General features: G+C 65.0%; 6 protein-coding genes. 1 reads left to right on the forward strand and 5 read right to left on the reverse strand.

Annotation, left to right across the window (positions count from 1 at the left end):
* Positions 1 to 179 precede the first annotated feature (179 nt).
* The 3 genes from KIH78_RS09610 to KIH78_RS09620 form a co-directional block, all read right to left on the reverse strand.
* Entirely contained in the window at positions 180 to 8480 is an 8301-nt protein-coding gene (locus KIH78_RS09610; RefSeq protein WP_219132173.1) for a glycosyl hydrolase family 95 catalytic domain-containing protein, read from the reverse strand.
* A gap of 182 nt (positions 8481 to 8662) precedes the next feature.
* On the reverse strand, positions 8663 to 14026 hold the full coding sequence (locus KIH78_RS09615) for an immunoglobulin-like domain-containing protein (RefSeq protein WP_219132174.1): 5364 nt from the start codon (positions 14024 to 14026) through the stop codon (positions 8663 to 8665).
* Positions 14027 to 14458: 432 nt separating this feature from the next.
* On the reverse strand, positions 14459 to 18217 hold the full coding sequence (locus KIH78_RS09620) for a CBM96 family carbohydrate-binding protein (RefSeq protein WP_219132175.1): 3759 nt from the start codon (positions 18215 to 18217) through the stop codon (positions 14459 to 14461).
* Positions 18218 to 18430: 213 nt separating this feature from the next.
* Between KIH78_RS09620 and KIH78_RS09625 the strand changes: the two genes are divergently transcribed.
* A complete protein-coding gene (locus KIH78_RS09625) occupies positions 18431 to 19465 on the forward strand; it encodes a LacI family DNA-binding transcriptional regulator (protein ID WP_219132176.1) in 1035 nt (344 codons plus the stop codon).
* 57 nt (positions 19466 to 19522) lie between these two features.
* Here KIH78_RS09625 and KIH78_RS09630 read toward each other — a convergent pair whose 3' ends face one another.
* Both KIH78_RS09630 and KIH78_RS09635 read right to left on the reverse strand, forming a co-directional pair.
* On the reverse strand, positions 19523 to 20062 hold the full coding sequence (locus KIH78_RS09630) for a DUF234 domain-containing protein (protein ID WP_219132177.1): 540 nt from the start codon (positions 20060 to 20062) through the stop codon (positions 19523 to 19525).
* Positions 20063 to 20347: 285 nt separating this feature from the next.
* Positions 20348 to 21676, reverse strand: a complete 1329-nt coding sequence (locus KIH78_RS09635; protein ID WP_420830154.1) for an ABC transporter substrate-binding protein — start codon at positions 21674 to 21676, stop codon at positions 20348 to 20350.
* Between the last annotated feature and the right edge of the window lie 26 nt (positions 21677 to 21702).

A 21702-nucleotide genomic window follows, 5' to 3' on the forward strand; every position in this document is an offset into this window, starting at 1 on the left:
GGAATGGCACGCGTGGAATGGCGCGCGCCGGACGGCGTACGCATCGCGCACATCGCACGCATCGCGCAACGACAGTGAGGCCCGGAATCCCATCGGATTCCGGGCCTCACTGCGTCATCGGACGTCATGCGTCGTCATCGGCCATCGCCGGTCACGCGCGCCGCGTCACAGGTGGCGTGTCACACGTGCCGCCGCGCGACATGGCGTCCCTCCCTCCTGCGGGAGGCCGTCAGCACCGCGCCCACGCCGGCGAGCATGACCGCCGCGAGGATGAGCGGCGTCACCGCGGCGCCCGTCCTGGAGAGCGGCGTGACGATCCGCACGCGGTAGGTCACGTCGACGGTGGTGCCGTCCTTCAGCGTGTAGCGCACGGTGAAGGAGTCGTCACCCGCCTTGGCGCCGGCCTTGTAGGCGATGGCGCCGTGACGGAACGTGACCGTACCGAGCGTGGGCGCCTTGGTCACCTCGCGGGCCGTGTAGCCGGCGACGCTCTTCGGTTCGGCGAGGGTGGCCGTCTTGCCGGGTTTGACGTCCGTCGGGTCGAGGGTGACCGTCTGTCCGGGCTTGGACGGGTTGTCCGGGTTGTCCGTACCCGGCTTGTCCGGATCGGTCGTGCCGGGCTTGTCGGGGTCGGTGGTACCGGGCTTGTCCGGGTCAACCGTGCCTTCGGCGGCGGTGGTCGCCTTGACCTCGGCCGGGTCGGAGGAGACGCCGAGCGTGTCGACGGCGGTCACCTGGAACGTGTACTCGGTGCCGGCGGTCAGGCCGGTGGCCGTGTATGCGGTGGTGGTGCCGTCCACTTCGGCGATCTGCCTGCCGTCGACGCTCACCACGTACTTGGAGATGCCCGCCTCGGAGACGGAGGCGTTCCAGGTGAGCTTGACCGAGGTCTTGCCCACTTCGGTGGCAGCCAGGTCGGCCGGCGCGGTCGGCGCGGCGATCGTGCCTTCGCCGATGGTGTAGGTCATACCGGCCTTGGTGGCGAACACGACCAGCTTGGCGCCGGCCTCGTTCTCGACGACCTTGGACTTGACCGGCTTGCCGTCGCCGTCGCGCACCACCACGGCGGAGGCGTCGCCCTTGGTGAGCTTGACCGCGGCCTGGTTGCCCTTGTTGGAGACGAGCGTGACCGTGGTGGTCTTCCCGTCCTTCCAGGAGGCGTTCACGGTGAAGTTGCCGCGGGCCACCAGTCCGTCCACCGAACCGGTCGCCCAGCTGGACGGCAGGGCCGGCAGGATGTTGGTGTAGTTCGCGTACTTCGTGCCGTCCTTCGCGGTGAACGTGGAGTTGGACTGCAGGAGCATCTCGTCCACGCCGGCCGTGTAGCCGAAGTTGCCGTCGATCTGGAACGGCGGGTGCGCGTCGAACAGGTTCGCGTACATGCCTTCGGAGATGAGCTCGCCGAGGATCTTGTACGCGCGGTCGCCGTCGCCGGTGCGCGCCCACGCGTTGATGCGCTGCGCACGGCCCCAGCCGGTGGCCACGTCGCCGCGGTCGTTCATCGAGACCTTGGCGGCCTCCATGTACTCCGGGTCGTCGATGGTGATGAGGTCGCCGGGGTAGAGGCCCAGCAGGTGGGACATGTGGCGGTGGTTCTGCTGGTAGCCTTGGATGGCGTTGCCGTCCTTGTCCTTGCCCAGCGCACCTTCGTTGTACCATTCCTTGATCTGGCCGCTGTCGCCGATCTCGATGGGCTTCAGGAGGCTCTTGGCGCAGCTCCAGGAGCGGTTGGCGTTCTTGTCGGTGAAGTTGCCGTCGTCATCCTTGGCCCAGTTGGAGGTGGCGCATCCCTTGAGGTCGCCGACGAGCTTCTCGTCCTTGCCGAGCGTCTCGGCGGATTCGATGGCGTCGTTGAGCATCTGCCACACCAGCGAGCTCTCGTAGGTGTTGCCGTCGGTGCCCTGCGGACCCTGTTCCGGCGAGTAGGCCACGCCGGTGGTGAGGCGGGTCTTGCCGTCCTTGTCCTTCAGGTACGCCTCGTGCAGCATGGAGTTCACGTAGAAGTTCGATTCCTCCTTGAGCAGCGGGTAGATGTCCTTTTCAAGGGAGGCCTTGTCGCCCGTGTACTCGTATTCCTCGTACACGTTCTGCAGCAGCCACGGCATGACGGCCGGCGACCAGCCCCACGAGAAGGCGGCGCCCGGCGTGGTCCAGCCGAAGGGAGTGTTCTCCGTGTGCACCATGAATCCGTTGCCTTCGCCGATGGCGGTTCCGGCCTTGGTTTCGGCGCCCGCGTAGATCTTCGCGGTCACGCGCCCCGGTTCGACGAGTCCCTTGGCGTAGGCGATGAGCGGCGTGGCCGATTCGGCGAGGTTGCTCGAATAGGTGGGCCAGTAGTTCATCTGCAGGTTCACGTTGAGGTGGAAGTCGGAGTTCCACGGGTTGTTGCCGCTCTGGTAGGCCTTGTCGGCGCCGCGGGCGACCCAGAGGCCCTGCAGGTTGCTGGGCAGCTGGCTGTTCTCGCGGGAGGAGCCGATGGTCAGGTAGCGGCCGTACTGGTACAGCAGCGTCTCGAGTTCGCGCTTCTGCGCATCGGTGGCGGAGCCGTCGGTGTACTTGGCGAGCAGCTGGTCGGTGGGCTCGTCCTGGACGGCCTGGCCGAGGTTCAGCTTCACGCGGTCGTACAGGGCGGCGTGGTCCTTGACTGATGCGTCCTTGACCTTGCCGTAGCCCTTGTTCGCTGCCTTCGTGACGGTTTCGGCCACTCGCTTGGCGAGCGCTTCGGCCGTCTCTCCGGTGCGGTACGTCGGGTAGACCTGCTTGTAGTCGGTGGCCGCCGCGATGTACAGGGTCACGGTGGAGGCGCCGGAGATCTTCAGGGAGGCGTTGTCGTCGCCGGCGGCGACGGAGCCGTCCTCGAGCACGGCCTTGATCTGCGAGTCGTAGCGAAGGCCGTTGTTCTTCAGCGCACCGGACGTGGTGAGCGTATCGCCCTTGACGACGGTCTTCTCGCCGTCCTTGGTGACGTTCTTGTACGTCGGCATCGAGACGTTGAGGTTGAGCTTGCCCGCCTCGCTGGCCTTGAGGCGCACGACCATCACGTTGTCCGGGTTGGAGGCGAGGTATTCGCGCGTGTAGGTGACGCCGTCGTGCTTGAACGTCACGTCCGCCTTGCCCTTGGAGAGGTTGAGGTCGCGCTTGTAGTCCGAGTACTGTGCGTCGTCGCCGAAGCCGTAGTCGATGGTCAGGTCGCCCCAGGTCTGATAGCCGCCGTGGGCCGCGTCGTCGGTGCCGCCGACGAGGCCGTTGACCTCGCCTTGGCTGAGCGTGCCGCCCTGCTGCAGCTTCTTGTTGAGGTCGCGCAGCGTCTGGCCGTTCTTGCCCTTGGACTCGATGTTGCCGCCGTTGTAGTTCGCGGAGGAACCGGGACCGCCGGTCCACAGCGTCTCCTCGTTGAAGACGACGTGCTCCTTGCCGACTTCGCCGTAGATGGTGCCGCCGATGCGGCCGTTGCCGATGGGCAGCGTGGTCTGCTGCCACACCTGGTCGGTGTCGCAGTTCGCCAAGAAGCACCAGCTGAAGCCGTGGCCGCCGGTGAGCTGGCGGAGACCGGTCTTGGAGGCGGGCTGGTTATACCAGAGCAGGTCGTCCTTGGAGGCGTCGCCGTCATCGCCGCCGGTGGCGTCGGAGACCACGTACACGGTGAACGCGGCGGTGTAGTCGCCGTAGCGGACGGTGATGACGTGCGCGCCCACGCCGTTGGTGTCGAAGTCGGCGCCTTCCAGCGTGTAGTCGCCGCTGTTCAGCGGCACCTTGGTGCCGTCGGACATTGTCTTGACGACGACGAGGCCGTCGGCGGAGAACTGTTCGTTCTTGCCGAACTCGTACTTCGTCTTGGTGGGCTGCTTGTCCACCGCGATGCCGGTGACGTAGACGTAGTCGTCGCCTTCGTCAGGCACGGTGAAGGTCAGCGTGGCGGTCTTCGGATCGGCGGCGCTGAGCTTCTCGGTGACGGTCAGCGTGTAGACGCCGGCCTTGGCGAAGTGGCCGCCGTCGACGAGCGCCGGCGTGATCTCGTAGCCGTACTGATCGGCGGCGAGCGTCTTCTCGGTGCCGTCGGAGTAGACGGCCTTGACGGTCATGCCGGCGGCGTCGAAGACGTCGCCCTTCTTGTAGTCGGTCTTGGCGGGCGCGGTGACGGCGAGGCCGGCGAGCGCGACGCCGGGCTCGGTCTTGCGGTCCACGGTGACGGTCATCACCGGGGCCATGTCGGCCTTGGCGTTGGTCATGCCGCCTGCGGCGCCTTCGGAGCTGACGAAGCGCACGTCGGCGTGCTTCGTCTCGCCCATGGCGAGGGTGACGGAGGTCTTGCCGGCGGCGATCGCCTGCGCCACGATGTCGGTGATGTCGACGCTCACCTTGGTACCGGTGACCTGCATGTCCTTGTCGTTGCCGGCGAGCTTGTAGCCGCCGAGTGCGAACGGTTCGGATTCGGCGACGACCGCGCCTTCCGCGGTGGCGTCGAAGTCGGGCCGGTTGGCCCAGGTCGCGTTCTCGACGGCGCACGAGTCGCCGTTGGTGCACTTGGCCTCGTCCACTGCGGTGAGCTTGATGGTGTCGGTGTCCGTGGCGGCGAAGTCGCCCTTGTAGCCGATGTAGGTCAGCTCAAGCTTGGCGGACTTGGGCGCGTTGCCCTGGTACTTCGTGAGGTCGAAGCGCAGGAGGCCCATCTTCGCGTCGGTGCCGTCGTTCGCGTCCGTGGACTTGAAGCCTTCGCCGAGCGATTCGTAACCGGCCGGCAGCATCGCGCCGACGTAGGTCTTGCCGGAGAAGTTCTGCGTCTTCTCGGTCTTCCATGCCTGCAGCGTCGAGTCGGCGGCGACCTTCACGGTCTCCTCGGCCTGGGCGGAGTCGTCGGCGGAACCGATGACCGCGGTCTTGGAGAGGGCGTCGCCGGAAGCGGCGTCGACCACCTGGAGGGTGGCATAGAGGCCTTCGGCGCTGTCGACGGGCACGGTCACGTCGGCCGTCTGCGTGGCGCCGGACGCGACGAACGCGGTGGCGGCGCCGGTGGAGACGACGGAATCGTCGGCGGACTTGCGCACGGTGAGCACGACCTTCGCATTGACGGCCTTGTCGCCGGCGTTGGCGAGGCGGACGGACGCACGGTACGGGGTACCGCCGTGCAGCAGCGCCTGAAGGCCGGCGAACCGCACGCCGAGCGTGGAACCGGAGGCGGTGATGGAGCGCAGGGCGCCAAGGAGACGTACGTCGCCCCAATCCGCGGTGGAGGTGGAGGGCGCGTTCGAGGTGGAGAACTCGATCTTCTTCGCGGTGCTCACGGACACGTCGAACGCGGCCTTCTGACCGGCGGAGAGCTGCTGCTCCCAGACGGTCACGCCGTCGGCCTTGATGGTGAACGTGGCGGAGCCGGAGGTGACGGAGGAGTCGAGTCCGGCGACGCCGAGCACGCGGCTGTACTTGCCGTCGGCCTTGACCTCGGTGACGGCGTTGGCCTGCTGCGCGACGCCCTTGGCATAGTTCGCGCCGCCGATCGTCACCTGCTTGCCGCCGGAGACGAGGTCGGTGAGGTAGGCGCCATCCTCGGCGTACTGCGGGGCCTGGGCTTGGTCGTTGCCGTAGACCTCGAGCTCGTTGAGGAACGCGTGCTCGCCGGCCGGCACGTCGGTGAACTCCACCTTGACGGCGCCGGCGTACAAACCACCGACGTTCTCTTCGGCGGGACGGGACGCGACGGTGTCGGCGGTGTACGAGGAGACCTTCACCCATTCGCCCTTGTCGTTCTGCACGGACAGGGTGTACGGGTACGGGGTCTTGTCACCGAAGCCGAGGCGGATCTTGTACACGTACTGGGCGAATTCGGTGGACAGGACGAACGCCTGGCCGGAGCCGGCATCGCCCGCAATCCACTGGGTGTTCTCGTCGCCGTCGGCGCCGAGCGCGCCCTCATGGCCGCTCTGGGAGCTGGTCGGGCTGGTGGGGCGGTCGAGCGCCTTGTTGGTGTCGCCGTAGGCCATCGGCTCGGGGATCTTCAGGCCCGCGGTGGCCCATTGGCCGGCCTCGTAGAAGTTCTTCGGCTCGCTGCCTTCGTTGCCGCCGGTCACGTCCTTGGTGACGATCTGGAACGTGGCGTCCGGCAGGCCTTCCGCGGAGGCGGTCAGCGTGGTGGTGCCGGAGTAGTAGGAGCGGAATTCGATGGCGGCCTTGCCGTCCTTCATCGAGACGTTCTTGGTGAACTTGTAGGTCTTGCCGCCGGCAAGCACGCCGGGGCCGTCGGTGACCTTGAGGGTCACCTCGCGGTTGTCGGAGACCCAGTCGCCGTTCGCGTCCTTCATGGTGACGATGATCTGCGCGTCGGTCTTGCCGTCGTTGGTCAGCGTCTTGGGGGAGTCGGTGGATGCGGTGACGTCCATGTGCGTGGCGGTGCCGGACTTGGAGACTTCCGGCTTGCTGCCGTCGCCTTGGTGTTCGCGGTACCAGTACCAGAGGTTCTTCGGCAGACGGAAGTAGTCGATCATGCCCATCTTGGCGAGGTCCTTGCCGCCGACGGTACCGTGGTCGAAGCCGGCCCACAGGGCAAGGCCCGCACTGTTTTGGGTGAGCGTGTAGTTGCCGTCGTTGTCCTTGTCGAGTTCGCCGTACACGGACGTGCCGGCCTTGTACTGGGCCTTGTCGTTGACGACGGCGCCGGGACGGTCGATGACGGGAGAGCCGTATTCGGCGACCATGTTCGGCATCCACGTGTTCGGGCATTGGCCGCCGCCGCAGATGCGGCCGCCGTCGCCGTTGTAGCCGGCGATGTCGGCCACGGAGAGCTGGTCGTAGCCCTGGCGCTGCGCGCCGCCCATGCCGGTCTTGCGGGTCGGGTCGAGCTGGTGGGCAAGGTTGCGTTCCTTGTTCACGAGCGCTTTAGCGCGGTTCTGCGTGGCGTCGGAGGTGAAGAACACCTCGTTGCCGGCGGACCAACTGATCACGGACGGGGAGTTGCGGTTCTCGAGGATCATCTCCTGCATCGCGTCGAGCACGCTCTGGTCGAAGGAGTCCTGGTCGGCGGCGTTCTGCGGGTAGGCGTCGCGCAGCCAGTCGCTGGCCTGGCCGGACGGGTCGTCGTTCTTGCCGGCCTGTCCGCCCATGCCCCAGAACACGTTCTCGGACCAGTACAGGATGCCGAGCTCGTCGCATGCCTGGGCGAAGGCGACGTCGTGCGGGTAGTGGGAACCGCGGATGAAGTTCATGCCGGCTTCCTTGATCATCTTCACGTCGCGGTAGAGGCCCGCGTCAGTGACGGCGTTGGCCCAGCCGCCGTGGTCCTGATGCACGTTGGCGCCATTGAGCAATGTCTTCTTGCCGTTGAGGTAGAAGCCGTCGTTCTTCCATTGCGCGGTGCGGAAGCCGAAGCTGGTCTCGTAGGCGTCGACGGTGGCGGCGTCGCCGAGCTTCTCGTCATCGTCTGCGACCACGGTGGTCTTCACGGTGTACAGGTTCGGGTTCTTGGTGTCCCATAGGGCGAGGCCGGTGTACATCTTCCCGGTGTCGCCGAGTCCGCCGCTGACCGCGTCGATGGTGGCGGTCTTGCCGGCCTCGACCTTGGTCACCTTGGAGTAGAAGGCGTCCTGGCCGTCCTTGGTCGCGATGGTCTTGCCCTTGGCGTCCACGAGCTCCTGCTTGACCTGCACGTACTGGTCCTTGGCGGTGGAGTTGGTCACGTCGGTGGCGACGTCCAGGTTGGAGCGCTTCGCCTCGAGGTTGGCGGCGAGCGCGTCGTCGCTCGGGTATTGGGCGAAGTCGATGTTCTCGGAGCCGGAGTCGAACTCGGGGTTGGTGAGGGCCGGCGCGGTGACGAACGTACCATAGCGGGCCACGTGCACGGGGGAGGTGAGACGCAGGTACACGTCGCGGTAGATGCCGCCGCTGAACTGGTGGTCGCCGGCGCGTGGGGTGAGGTCCTGCTGCCAGATGTTGTTGACGCGCACGGCGATCTCGTTCGTACCCGCCTTGAGGTGCTTGGTGAGGTCGTAGGCGAAGCCGGAGTAGCCGCCTTCGTGCGTGCCGATCTTCTCGCCGTTGACGTACACGTCGGCGACCTGGAACACGCCTTCGAACTCGATTTCGACCCGGCGGCCGTCCGCCAGCCAGTCATTGGTCACTTGGAACGCCTTGCGGTACCACCCGTAGCCCACGTACCAGTTCTGACCGCCGTTGTCGCCGCCCACCTCGTAGGGCATGTCGAAGTCGTGCGGCAGGGCCACGTCGGTCCATTCGGAGTCGTCGTATCCGGCGGCCTGCGCGCCGGTGACGTCCTGACGGATGAACTTCCATCCACGGTTGAAGTTGACCTGGCTGCGCAGGCCCTTCTGCGAGGTGTATTTCTCGACGGATGCGGCCGGCTGCGTGGAGGCGTCCGTCTGCGCCGCGGTGGCGGAGCTTGCCGCGAACGGCATGAGCGTAAGCGCCATGCCCGCGGCGATGACGGCCGCGACGGCGCGGCTCGCCAGTTTCCCGATGGGTATCTTCTTCATTGGAGTGCTTTCTGCTGGATGCGGGGAGGCGGCTCATCGGATGCGTCGCCTTTGGGTGGTGATGGCTGTTCGGTTATGGGGTTACGGGGAGCGGCGGTGCCGGCCAGGAGAGGACCGGCGCCGCCGTAGGGAGCGCCGCACGCCCCGTGAAGGAAGGAGGAGAGGCATGCGGCGGAAGGATGTCACCGATCGCGCTTGGCGCCAAGGAGGAGGACGGCGCCTACGGTCAGCAACACGATTGCGATGGCCGCCGGAATCAGCGCCGCACTGCCCGTCTTGGACAATGCCGTGGCGTTGGAACCATTGGCGGGCTTGAGGTCGCCGCCGTGCTCACCCTTGCCGTCACCGGCGTCGGGATTGTCCGGGGTCGACGGGTTGGTTCCGGGGTCGGCCTTCTTGAGACCGTCCTTCGCCTTGGCAAGCGACTCATATGCGGCGTCAACCTGCGCCTGGGTTGCGTTCTTGTCCTCGGACACCGCCTTGGCGGCGTCGTATGCGGCCTTGAACGTGCCCCATGTATCGGAGGTGTAGTCGTTCTGGTCGAGGTCGGCGGCGTCCGCAAGGGCCTTGTCCAAGTCGGTCTTGTCGACTTCGACCGGAGTGACGGGCTTGGGCCTCACCGTGACCGTACGGGTCACCGTGACGGTGTTGCCGGCCTTGTCAGCGACGGTGTAGGTCAGTTCGTAGGTTCCGGCCTTGGAAGTATCGACCGTTCCCGTGACCGTGATGTCCTTGGTCAGGTTGCCGTCGACGTCGTCCTTGGCGCTGACGCCGGCCTTCGGATCGAATGCCGCGCCGTAGTCGAGGGTCACGTCGTCCGCGCCGGAGATGACCGGGGCCGTGGTGTCCTTGGGTGCCGCCTCGTCGCTGGACAGGTCGACGCCGGTGTAAGTCACCTTGGCACCGTCCTGGCCGTTGTTGGCGGAGGTGAGCACGCCCACGTCGAGGCCGTCGGAGTCGGCGCCCTTGACGTCCACGGTGCCGATACTGACGAATGTGCCGTCGGCGTTCCGGTAGAAGCCTTCGAACGTATCAGCGTCCACTCGGGTCACACGGATGGTCACCGGGGTGCCGTCGGCAACGGTCGAGGCGGTCACCGACTTGTTCTTGTCCGCATCGGCGGTCTCCCAGTCGATGTAGCCGTTGCCGTCGGTGTCGTTCTGCCAGAACAGGCCGTTCTGGCTCAGGATGAGCATGGCGTAGCCCTTGGCGGAGTTCTGACCGCTGGCGGACAGGTCGTTGCGCACCACGATGCCGGCGCGGGCGTCGGAGTTGCCACCGGCCTCGAAGCCGGAGACGGTGGCGGTGAGCGATTCACCGGTCTTGAGCGCATCGGCGCGGTAGGCCAGGCTGTACTCGTTCTTGCTGGCCCAGGCACCGCCGTTCGCGCCGTCGGCGATGGTGAATCCGTAGTCCTTGGCTGTGGTGGAGGTCTGGCAGATCGTGCCGGCGTTCGCGCCGAACGTGCCGGACTTCCACGGATCCTTGGCGGCCGGGCAGTTCGGGTCCTCCACGGTGATCTCACGGGTGAACGTGCGTCCGGGGTAGAAGGCGTCGTCGCCGGCGAGCGTGCCGGTGACGGTCACCTTGCCCGACTTGGACGTGTCGACGTCGGACCAGGTGACGGCCACCTGCGCGGCCTTGCCGTCGCCGTCCTTCACGCTGACCTCGGCGGGCAGCTTGGCGGACACGTCCTCGCCGGCGGCCAGGGAGCCGAGGTCGGCGAGACCGTCATCGGTCACCGTCCAGTAGGTGACGGCGGTCTTGGATCCGCCGTGGGACTGCCAGTAGGAGGCGTCCCATCCCTTGGACCACTTGCCGTTGTCCTGGGCGGCCGGGTTGCGCATCTCCAGCCTGCCGTTCTCGCCGAAGGTGAGCGGCAGCCACACGTAGGTGGAGTCGCCGAGCGTCGAGCCGTCGTCGTTGTTCTTGGCGTACCAGCGGTCTCCCATGTAGACGTACTGGCCCTTGGAGGCGTCGAGCGCGAGCACGTTGGTGGACTGCGAGCCGAACGTGGTGGAGTTGGTATCGCCGTAGGCGAGCCAGCCGTCGGTGCCTTCCGGCACCTTCTGGGTCTGGATCCACGTGTTCTCATAGCCGTCGGTCTTGTCGACGCCGCGCGTCCAGTCGCCGAGCATGGAGTCGGCCGTGTAGTAGGTGGCCTGGTTCGGAGCCCAGCCGGTGGCGGCGGAGGCGACGATGTAGTACCTGCCGTTCGTTTCGAAGACGGCCGGGGCCTCGATCATCAGGTTCTTCTTGATGAGCTTGTAGTCCTGGCCCTCCACGAGCACGCCGGCGCCGGAGTCGCCGTCCTTCTCGTCGTAGACGAGCGGGTACTTGCCGTCGGACGAGTATTCGAAGTCGAACGGGGCCGTGGTGGTGGTCTTCACCGTGTTGGTGTAGGTGTCATCCAGCTTGGCCGCGTACAGCGTCCAGTTGCCTTCGGAGGAGTACACGAGGTAGGCGTCGCCGTTGGAGTCCTTGAAGACGGTCATGTCGCGGGACATGCCGGCTTCGGTGTCGCTGCGGCGGTCCCAGCGGTTCGGCAGACGGTACGCACCGACCAGCTTGAACGGTCCGGCCGGGGAGTCAGCCACGGCCACGCCGGCCATGGCGCGGTCGTAAGTGCCGCCGCCGACCTTGGTGCTGCCGTCGGCGTGCCACCACATCACGTACTTTCCGGTCTTCTCGTTGTGGATCACCTTCGGGCGTTCGATGATGGCGGTGGTGTCGTCCGCCGTGCCGTCGCCGTTCTGGTCCGGATCCATGTTGAGGTAGTAGAAGATCTTCCTGGCCTTGTCCGTGTTCACGGTGCCGTCGGTGTTCTTCAGGTCATAGACCTTGTCGAAGTAGGCGAAGTCGTCGTTGGACGTGTCGGTGAACTGGGCGAGGCGGGTCGCGGAGCGCAAGGCCAGCCCTTGGTCCTCCCAGTTCTTCGTGTCGTAGGACTTGTAGACGTGGACGCCCGGGCTCTTGTAGTAGCCGTTGGAGCGGTCCTCGCCGTACCACCAGTACACGGTGACGTCCTTGCCGTCCTTCTTCTCGGTGGTGGTCATGATCTGGCCGCCGTGCGCCTGGATGTGGTTGCCCTTGTCGTCGGTCCACTGCGGCTGGAAGTAGCCGGCGTTGCTCAGGTTCGCGTCGAACAGGGTCGGATCGGCGATGCCTTGGTACTTGGTGTAGGTGACCGGCTTGTTCACGGCCGGCTTGAGCTGCCAGGCCTGTCCGTCGCCTTCGGTGGAGCGCCATGCGATCACCGAAGTGCCGGCCGCGGTGCCGCCTCCGTTGACGTCGAGCGTCTTGACGGCCTTCTTGTTGAGGAAGCTAAAGTGCTTGCCGTCCTTCGAGTTGAGGATCCATACGGCCGAGGAATCGTTCTTGGCGGTCTCGACGGTCAGGGTGTCGCTCAGCGTGATGGCGCCGGAGTCGTCGCTCAGCGGGTCGCCGCCGGAGACGGTCACGACCTTGCCGTCGGCGTTGGTGATGACGTACGCGCGGTCGGCGGGTCGGGTCTTGAAGACGTCGTCGGTGACTTCGGTGAGGGTGAAGGTCTGGGTCTTCTTCTTGTCCGCGGCACTGGCCGTGTTCTGGATGGTGGCGGTGCCGTTCGCATCGATGTTGAGCGCTTTGCCGCTCTGCTTGCCGATGAGCTGGTATTGCGCCCCGCTGGCGATCTGCGCGGCGTCGGCGGAGACGCCGGAGACGCCGGTCACGACGATGGTGGTCACGGAGTTGGCCGGCACGTCGACGGTGACGGACTTGGCGTCCGCGTCGACGGCCACATTGTCCTTGTCGTCGTGCACGAGCGTGTTGGCGGTCGGGTCTCCGCTGGTCTTGTCGGCAGCGGTGGTCACGTAGGTCTTGGCCACGGCGTCCGCGTCGACGTTCGCGAAGCCGCTCAGGTCGATGGTCTGGCTGCGTTCGGCGCCGGAGTTGGTGATGACCAGGCGGAGGCTCTTGTCGGAGGAGCGCACGGCCGCGGTGGCGTCGGTGCTGTCGGTGGCGATGACGTGGTCGCCGGCCTGGATGAAGTGCGTGTAGTTCTTGAGCACGTTGAACTTGGAGTTGGTCTGCGTGGTGCAGGCGGGCACGTTGTCCGCGACCTTGCCGTCGGCGTTGACGCCGCCGTACAGGTTGTTCACGCGACGGGTGGAGGCGAAGACCTTGTCGCCGTTCTCCTTGGTGTAGACCTGGCAGTCGAAGTCGATGTAGACGGAGCCCCAGTTGAGGTTCTCTCCGCCGTGGGCCGCGTCCTGCTCCATGTTGTAGTAGTCCTCGACGGGCTGCCACAGCACCCACGAGTTCGGCTCGTACTGGCGCATCTGGGAGTTGAGGTTCTTGGCGAAGTTCATGCCGTTCTTGAAGTTGTACGGGTCGAAGCCGGAACCGGAGTAGTCGCCCTCGTATTCGCTCATCATGAGCGGCTTGTCATTGGTCTTGGCCACGTCCCGGATCCAGGGGGCGTAGCTCTGGTCGCCGTAGCCGTGCGTGTTGAACTGGCCGAGCGTCTCATCCCAGTTGGATGCGTTCTGCGCGTAGCCGTTGCCGTTGTTGTTGGATCCGGTGTAGTCGAAGCGGAAGGTGCCGGAGCTGGAGGCGTCCATGGCGGAGACGAGCTGCTTGCCGTCCTTGGTGGCGGTGAGGCCCTGGGCGTCGAGCGCCTCACGCAGCGCCTTGATGAGACGGGTCTGCTGGTCGGGTTTGACGGACATGCCTTCCTGGCGGGCGCTGGGCTTGCCGTCCTTGTTGTTGGTCACCCAGCAGTTGGTGCAGTCGTTGGGTTCGTTGAGCGGCTCGATGGTGTCGGGCGTGATGTCGTACGTGTCCTTGAGGTACTTGGTCACGTGGGCCAGATATTTGGCGAATTTGACGGTGGCGTTGTTCGCGGCGTCGGCGTCCTCGGTGCCGTCGCCGGCGAGCTGGTCGTCGGTGCTGCCCGCCCAATGACCGGAGACGTAGCCGGAGTTGGTCATGAAGTAGGGCGCGGAGTTGGAGAAGAACTCCCAGTTCTTCACCTGCTTGTTCTTCTGCAGCTTCTCGAGCCACCAACGTTGGGAGGCGTCGGCGTCGTAGTCGTAGTCGTCCGCGTTGTCCGGGTCCCACTGCTTGAGGATCGTGGACTTGTTGGCGAGCGTGGTGGAGGCGCCGCCGTAGAGCGTGTCGCTGTGGCCGTCGCCTTCGGGGTTGGCCTTCCACCATCCTTCGACCGCAGCGCCCGGGCGCAGGTAGTCGGTCACGTCGGAGGCGTTGCCGCCGCCGATGTTGTAGCGGACGGATTGCAGGTCGAGGCCGTCCTCGCTGAACAGCAGGTCATAGAAGTCGTCGGCGAGCTGCTGCGCGTACGCGTTGTCACTCAATGCGTAATGCCCGGCCGCGTTCGCGTACCAGGCGAGTGAGGTGCCCCATCCTTTGAAGGTGTCCGATTGGTACCACGGGTTGGGCGTGATGGTCTGCGTTTCCGCGGCCGTGGCGGTGCCGGGCACCGCGAACGCCAGCAGCGTCGCGGCCCCCACGGCTCCGGCCGCGAGTTTCCTGATGATCCTCATTCCTGTTTCTCCTTCACTGCTGCGCCATTGCTGCTAACGCAAACATTTTTGCGACCAGAAACCCCTCCTGGAGAAACACGCAAGCCCCGCCGCCTCTCCGCGGCGAACCCTCACTCTCCACAACCGTTAGGTTACCGGTTACACACCACAGTATAACGCATATATAACCGGTTACACAAATTCTTCTTCCCAGAGATTCGCCGCCTACCACAAAACGATTCCGTCAGTCTTTGGACCATGCCTGTCCGGTACCGAAACCACGACCCAGCGCCGGACATGAAAAACCGCACCTGGCAATCGGAATCGAATCGAATCGAATCGATTCCGGTCGTCAGGTGCGGTCGGTCGATACATGAGGCGCATCATCGGGGCGCCGGACAATCCGGAGGAACCCCGACGGGGATTCCGGAACCGTCCGGAATCCCCTCACGGTCAGCCGCGGCGCCTGTTGAGCAGCAACACGCCACCGGCGAGCACCAGCAGCACGGCCGCTCCGGCCACCAGCTCGATGGCGGAACCGGTCTTGGACAGGCCGTTCACGCCCTTGCCGGACGACGGACGCTTCGCGTCCGTACCGGAACCGTCGGCTCCATCGGAACCGTGGCCGTCGTCCGGAGTGCCGGGCTCGGTGGAGTTCTTCTGCAGCCCCTCACGGGCGGTCTTCAGCTCCTTGAGCGCGGCGTTCACTTCGTCCTGGGTGGCATCGGTCTTCGTGAGCACGCCCTGGGCCTTGACCAGCGCCTGTTGGAACGCGTCCCAGGACTTCTGGGTGTAGCCTTCCTGCTTGAGCGTCTCGGACAGCTTGACCTCGTCGTTCAAGCCATCCTTGTTCACGGGCGCAGGGGCGACCGTCAACGTGAAGTCCGTGGAAGCGGTCGCCTTGTCCGCATCGGTCAACGTCACGGTGACCTTGTAGGTGCCGGCGGCGATGCCCTTGGCGAAGTCGAGACGGTTGGTCTTGTCGTTCCACGTGATCTTGCCGTCGGCGGTCTGGCCGTCGACCGTGATGTCCAGCGGGTCGGCGCCGGCCACGGTGAACACGTCGGAGGACGCCGCATCGCCTTCGGTGATGGTCTGGGCCTCGGGACCGGAGATGGAGGTCGGAGAGACCTCGGTCACTTCGACCACCGGAGCCATGTCCTCGGTGGCGTTGGCGAGCTTGTCCGAGGTGGCGCCCTCGGTGCTCACGAAGCGGACCTCGCCGGCGCCGGTGTTGTCCACGGCCAGCGTGAGCGTCGTCTCGCCGGCGGCCTTGGCGGCCTTCACCAGCGAGGTGATGTCCACGGCGATCTTGCGCCCGTCGATGCCGGTGCCCTTGACGTTGTCCTCGGAGCCTTCCGGCACGACGGTGTCTCCGAGGTCGAATTCGGCGGAGGACGCCGTGTCCTCGTCCTTGTCGGACAGCGCCGGCTGGGTCTTCCACGTCACGGTGGCCGGGTCGGCGGTGGTAGTGGCCTTGGTGACCTTGATCCGTCCGTTGCCGGAGGCGCCGGTACGGTGGCCGATGTAGGTCAGGGACAGGCTGGCGGTGTCGTTGTCACCGAGATCGCCGATCTTGCTCAGGTCGACGGTCACGTAGCCGCGCTTGATGTCGCCGCTGGCGCCGCTGACCCTGATGGTGCGTCCGGTGCCGTAGTTCACGCTCTGGTCACCGCTCCACGAGCCGACCCACGTATCGCCGGCGAGCGAACCCTCGACGGGTGTGAGCACGGCGTTGGACGGCTGCACGGCGATGGTGACCGTACGGGAGACGGGCGCGTAGTCGCCGGCCTGCGCACCGGTGTCGGCCGCGGTGAACGTGACGGCGAACTTCTTGCCGATCTGTTCGGAGCCGGGCTTCCAGAAGAACTCGCCGGTGGCGGGGTCGAAGGTCGCATCTGTGGGCAGGGTGTCCTTGTCCACGCCGAGCACGACCGAATCACCCTCGTCGGGGTCGGTGGCCTTGACGGTGAATCCGAGCACGTTGTTCGCCTTCGCCGTGATCGCGTCGGACTGCGGCTCGCTGATGGTGGGCAGCGAGTTGCTCCTGACGTTCTGCGTCTTGCCGTCCTTGTCGGTGTAGGTGTAGACGGTGTTCGCGATGTTCGAGGTGCTCAGCTGGAACTGGTTGGTGTATTCGACCAGCTTGTCGTTGATGTGGATGTCGTTGAGGTTGAGGTTCGTGACGTAGTCGATGTTGCCGACGCTGTCCTTGTTGAACCACACATTGTCGAGCGTGAGCGTGCCGATGGGGTTGCGCTTGTACGTGTCGGTCTCGTACTTCCCGTTCGGGTTCTTCTTGTATCCGTTGTACTGCTGGTCGTAGGCACTGACCGTCTGGTCGTTGCCCTGACCTCCCTGGATGCTGAAGTTCTTGGTGATGCGGGAGGTGTCGAACGAGGAGTTCTTCACCGTGATGGTGTCGTACTGCGGGTAGGTGTCGGTGTGGTTCTGGATGGACAGACCGAGCGTCTGCACGCCGAGCGAGTTCAGGTTGTCGAACGAGTAGTTCTTCATCGCGTGGCCGTGCGTCTCGTGGCCCATGCGGATGCCGTTGCCCGGTCCGACGGTCCAGTTGAGCGTGTTGTTCACGGAGATGGCGTCGGAGTCCTCGGTATCCCACTCGTCATTGTCGATGCCGCCGAGGGACTTGACCACGGCGTCATACCCGGCCGCCGCGTTGACGTAACCTTGCAGATCCGGGGAGTCCGTGTTGAACTTGTGCTGCTTGTTGTACAGATCGGGCTTGTCGGGCGCGAACCAGCGGCCGGGGTTGTAGTGGCCGGAGGCGAAGGCGTCGTCGTTGCCGAGCGTGATCACGCCGTTGACGGTGACGTTCTGGCCGGAGGCCAGGTCGGTGCCGTCGCCCCACGGCAGCGGGTACGGGGTGAGGCCCTTGATGTTGTTGAACGTCACGTCCTTGGCGGTGTGCGTCTCCCAGTTCCACTGCTTGGATTCGCGCATGTACGTGTCGTTGAACGTGATGTCGCTGGATTGGACGACCATGACGCCGCCGGTGTGCTGGCTCATGAAGGCGTCATGCTTGTCGCCGGTGCTGCGCCAGTTGTAGTTGTCGATGCCGTTGGCATCGAACATGCCGCGGCCGGAGATCTCGATGTCCTTCGAGCCCCACAGGCCGATGGCCGGCTCCTGCGCCTCGGCGTACGGCTGCACGTGGTTCTTGAGCAGCGCGCCTTCGTCCACGTAGACGTGGAGCTTGCCGCCGACAAGCTTGGAGCCGTCGAAGTCGACGATCTTCAGGCCGCCGTAGATGTAGGTGCCCGCCGGGAAGTACAGGGTGTTGTACTTGGCGGGATTGTCCTGGATCTCCTTGAGCGCGGCCTCGAGCGCGTAGGTGGCGTCGTCGTCGCTCATGCGGCGCTGGTTCGGGTAGAACACGTTTGCGCCCGGATCGACGATCTTGCCTTCGGACGGGGCGAGCTTGGCGTCGATGATCTGCTTCTGCGCATCGACGTTGCCCAACGTCTTGCTCGGCAGGTCGAGGATGCTCTGCGGTACGCCCTGCTTGGCGTTGGACTCGTTCTCGGCGGTCAGACGCTCCTGCTGTTCCTCCTGCACCGGATGCTCGGCGATGTAGTTCTTGGCGAACTCCTGGAAGTTGAGCACGTTGGAACCGGTCATGTCCGGCTTGGTCTCGACCGGGTCGTTGATAATCGCCAGGTACGGCTGTCCGGCCTTGTTGGACTGTTCGGCGTCGGGATTGATCATCACGATCACGGAGTTGAGGTTCGCATCCTTGCTCATCTTGAAGGTGAGCGTGTGCTTGTCAGGGCTAATCTGCGCGGTCTGGCCGTAGTAGCGGGTCGGCTGGATCTGGTAGGTGTCGATTTCCTCGTTCGGCACGGTCACGGAGATGACCGGCGTGCGGGAGCTGGATTCGAAGCGGGCGATGTCATACCAGTGGGCGCCGCTCTCCTTGCCGGTCTCGTCGTATTTGATGACGTCGACGGGCGTGCCGTTCACCTTCAACGTGTATTTGTCGGACTTCACGTCCGGCGACGTCGCCGCGTCGCCCTTGGCGTTCACGCCGGCACCGGTCGCCGCGTAGGTCCGTACCGTGCCGGAGTCCGTGGGAGTCTCGTCGGCGTGGGCGATGCTCGCCATGAACGGCGTCATCGTCACGCTCATCGCGGCCGCGGCGATTGCGGCCAGAGCCGCCCTCCGCCAACGTCCCGGGGCCCCCTTCGTCATTCTTCGTCCCTGACTCTTCATTGCGCTCCTTCGTCTTGCGCTTCATCGTCACAATCCGTCGTTCTTCTCCGAACTGGATGAAAGACAACATGACTGTAATCGGTTACAGGATGTAAGTATATTAATATGTTACCGGTTACGCAACTGATACCATGTGTTTTCGACCGAACCGGATACCATGGCACGCGAAGACGATTCATTCCAGAGGTTCACATGACAGCAGCATCAGTTCCTGAACAACGGCCGCAACGCGCCACCATGGCCGACGTCGCGGCGGCCGCAGGTGTCACCAAGACGACCGTCTCCCGGTACCTCAACAAGCACGGCTACGTCTCCAAGACCACAGCGAACAGAATCGCCAAGGCCATGAAGGACCTCGATTTCACCCCCAACCGCATGGCGCGCTCATTGGCCAGACAGCACACGAACATCATCATCTACGTCATCCACGGCGACCTGATGAGCGTGGCGCTCGACCCCGGCCTGAACACCCACTACGCCGCGGCCGGTGCCGAATTGGCGCGGCACGGCTACCAAATCCTGTCGATGACCGTCAACGACGACATCGCCATACGCCAGCTGCAGCGCATGCTGGACGAGGGATTCGCCGACGGCTACCTGTTCTCCCCGAACCATGACGACGACCCCATCCTGAGCCTGTTCGCCGGCAGCAACGTCCCCATGGTGACCGCCGGCGACTGGGCGATGAACGCCCCCTCCATACGGGCCGTCAACAGTGACAACCACACGGCCATGCGAACACTCACCGAACACATGCTCCACCGCGGCCACCGGCGCATCCTCTATATCTCCGGTCCGACGGACAACAGCTTCTCGCAGGACAGAATCGGAGGATTTCTGGAGACGATGCACGCAGCCGACGCGGAATCCCACGTGCTGCATGCGGCGGGATGGCGCGCCGAGGACGGGCTTGCCCTCTGGCCGCAGGTGGAGCCGCTCCTGTCCGGCATCGATGCAGTCATCGCCACCAACGACGTCATGGCCGCCGGCCTCATCCAACGCATCCAGTCCACTGGTTTCGCCGTGCCCGGCGACATCGCCGTCGCGGGGTTCGACAACACGGCCATCGCGTCCGCGAACTCCCCGTCGATCACCACCATCGATCAGCATCTCGATCGGCACGGCACGGTGATGGCGGACACCCTGCTGTCCCTCATCGAAGGCAACCCTCCGGCGGACGGCACCATCTACGTTCCCACCGAACTGGTTGTGCGCGAATCGGCGTGAGGGGCATGCGCCCCGCGTGGAGAGTCGCGTGCCGATCGACACACACGGCGTACGCCGTCACACGGCGTACAGCTCGTCCGTTGAGACGAACCGCATGCGGTCATCGTCCGTATAGCGGGACCGCGCGGCCTCGCCGACGGCGTTTCTGGAGAACAGCGTGAACCATGCTTTGTCCGCCGGATAGCCACGTACCAGACCCGCACGCTGCCTCAGCTTCCCGATGGCTTCCGTCTCGTTGAACGAGCCACGCCATTTGCACTCGCCGAGCAGCAGATCCTTGCCGAGCGGATCGGCGGCGACCACATCGATGTCCGTCTGTTCGCGGGCGACGGGATCGTTGCCCCACCACTTGCCGAATCGCGTGGCGATGAACGGCAATTCACCTGCGGCGTTGGCGCGCATCAGCCATTGCAGGCAGATCGTTTCGAACTGTTGGCCGACATAGGTGTCGAACGCCGGACCGAACGCAAGACGACGCGCGACGGCCTCGCTGACGTTGCCTTCCAAGATGCTCATGTTGCGTCCCACGAAACGGAACCAGTAGGCGAAGAACGGATCGCCGACCACATACATGCCCTTGCGCGACTTGGCGGGCATAGTAGGAGTATCACGATTAAGGTAATCGTGATTACCTTAATTATGATTACCTTAATTACGATTACCTTAAGGAACGGCTTGGGCTCCTTCGGACGATGGACGACGCCCCGCATGGAACGAGCGGAACACTGGAAACACCACATGAAAAAAGCCGCAGCCCCCGGGAAGGCGGGGGCTGCGGCCGATGAGGAGGAAACACAGAGGAAGAGAGGGGATCGGCGGCCGGACGCTTCCGGAAGAGCTGTCGCGGCCGGCCGCCGAAGATCGGTTCGGATCGGAATCAGATCACTCGACGGTGAAGCCCTGGTCCTTGCCGTACTTGACGAGGGAGTCCTGGAAGTCGGAGATGGACTTGGAGAGCTTCTCCTCGCCACGGTAGGCCTTGCCGGCGTAGTCGCCGAAGGTGTTCTGGACCTGGCTCCAGAAGGGCAGGAACTGGAAGTCGCCGATCTTCTGGCCGGCGGCCTCGGCGAGCACCTTGTTGTACTCCTGTCCGCCGAAGTACTCGGTGAGCTTGTCGTTGCCCTTGAGGAAGTCGTCGGACTTCAGGGTGTCGTTGTCGGCCGGGAAGGCGCCGGCGTCCACACGGGTCTTGATGCCTTCCTTGTCGTGGCAGCAGTACTCCATGAACTTCCACGCGGCGTCCTGGTTGGCGCCGCCCTTCGGCATGACGAGCGAGGAACCGCCGTTCTCGGAGTTGACATTGCCGCCCTCGGTCCACTGCGGGACGGTGGCGATGCGGAACTTGCCGGAGGCATCGGGCGCGCCGGAGAGCAGGTTGTTCGGCATCCATGCGCCGATGACCAGCGAGGCGATGGTGCCGTCGTTAAGGCCCTTGTTCCATTCGTCGGACCAGGAGGTGACCTTAGTGTTGATGAGGCCCTCGTCCAGCATCTTCTGCCAGTAGTCGACGACCTTCTGGGTGCCCTCGTCCTTGGTGAGGTTGATGGAGACCTTCTCGCCGTCCACCTTGAACGGGGTGCCGCCGGCCTGCGCGATGAGGGACATGAACGTGGTGGACTGGCTGTTGTCGCCGGCGTCCGAGGTGATGTAGTAGTCGTCGCCGAGGGCGTGGATCTTCTTGGCGGCCTCGTAGAACTCGTCCCACGTCTTCGGGGCTTCGGTCACGCCGGCCTTGTCAAAGACCTCCTTGTTGTAGAACAGGGCGTTCGGGCCGGAATCGATGGGCAGGCCGTAGGTCTTGCCGTTGACCTGCACGCCCTTCCACGTGCCCTCCTGGTAGAAGGACTCGTAGCCGGAGGCACGGCTGGAGAGGTCCTCGATGCCGTCGGACAGCGCGAACTGGGTGACGGAGTGGTATTCCATCTGGGCGATGTCCGGAGCGCCCTTGCCGGCGGCGATGGCGTTGTTCAGCGCGACCTGGGTCTGCGCGGAGGTGCCGACGTTGTTCACCTTGACGGTGATGTCCGGGTTCTCCTGCATGAACTTCTTGGCCACGTCCTTGAGGGTGGAGTCCCAGCCCCACACGGTGAGGGTGGTCTTTCCGCCGTCCGATGCGGAACCGCCGGAGGCGTTGTCCGAACCGCATGCCGCGACGGACACCAGCATGGCGGCCGCGCCGACCAGCGCCACCGTCTTCTTGATGGAAAGCATCATGGCTTCTTCTTGCCTTTCTCTTC

The organism is Bifidobacterium saguinibicoloris (genome assembly GCF_019331725.1).
In the GTDB taxonomy this organism is placed as follows: domain Bacteria; phylum Actinomycetota; class Actinomycetes; order Actinomycetales; family Bifidobacteriaceae; genus Bifidobacterium; species Bifidobacterium saguinibicoloris.

Bases quoted from the DNA above. Each gene is read 5' to 3' on its own strand.
- KIH78_RS09610 (WP_219132173.1), bottom strand. From the start codon at position 8,480: ATGAAGAAGATACCCATCGGGAAACTGGCGAGCCGCGCCGTCGCGGCC.
- KIH78_RS09630 (WP_219132177.1), bottom strand. From the start codon at position 20,062: ATGCCCGCCAAGTCGCGCAAGGGCATGTATGTGGTCGGCGATCCGTTC.
- KIH78_RS09625 (WP_219132176.1), top strand. From the start codon at position 18,431: ATGACAGCAGCATCAGTTCCTGAACAACGGCCGCAACGCGCCACCATG.
- KIH78_RS09615 (WP_219132174.1), bottom strand. From the start codon at position 14,026: ATGAGGATCATCAGGAAACTCGCGGCCGGAGCCGTGGGGGCCGCGACG.
- KIH78_RS09635 (WP_420830154.1), bottom strand. From the start codon at position 21,676: ATGCTTTCCATCAAGAAGACGGTGGCGCTGGTCGGCGCGGCCGCCATG.
- KIH78_RS09620 (WP_219132175.1), bottom strand. From the start codon at position 18,217: ATGACGAAGGGGGCCCCGGGACGTTGGCGGAGGGCGGCTCTGGCCGCA.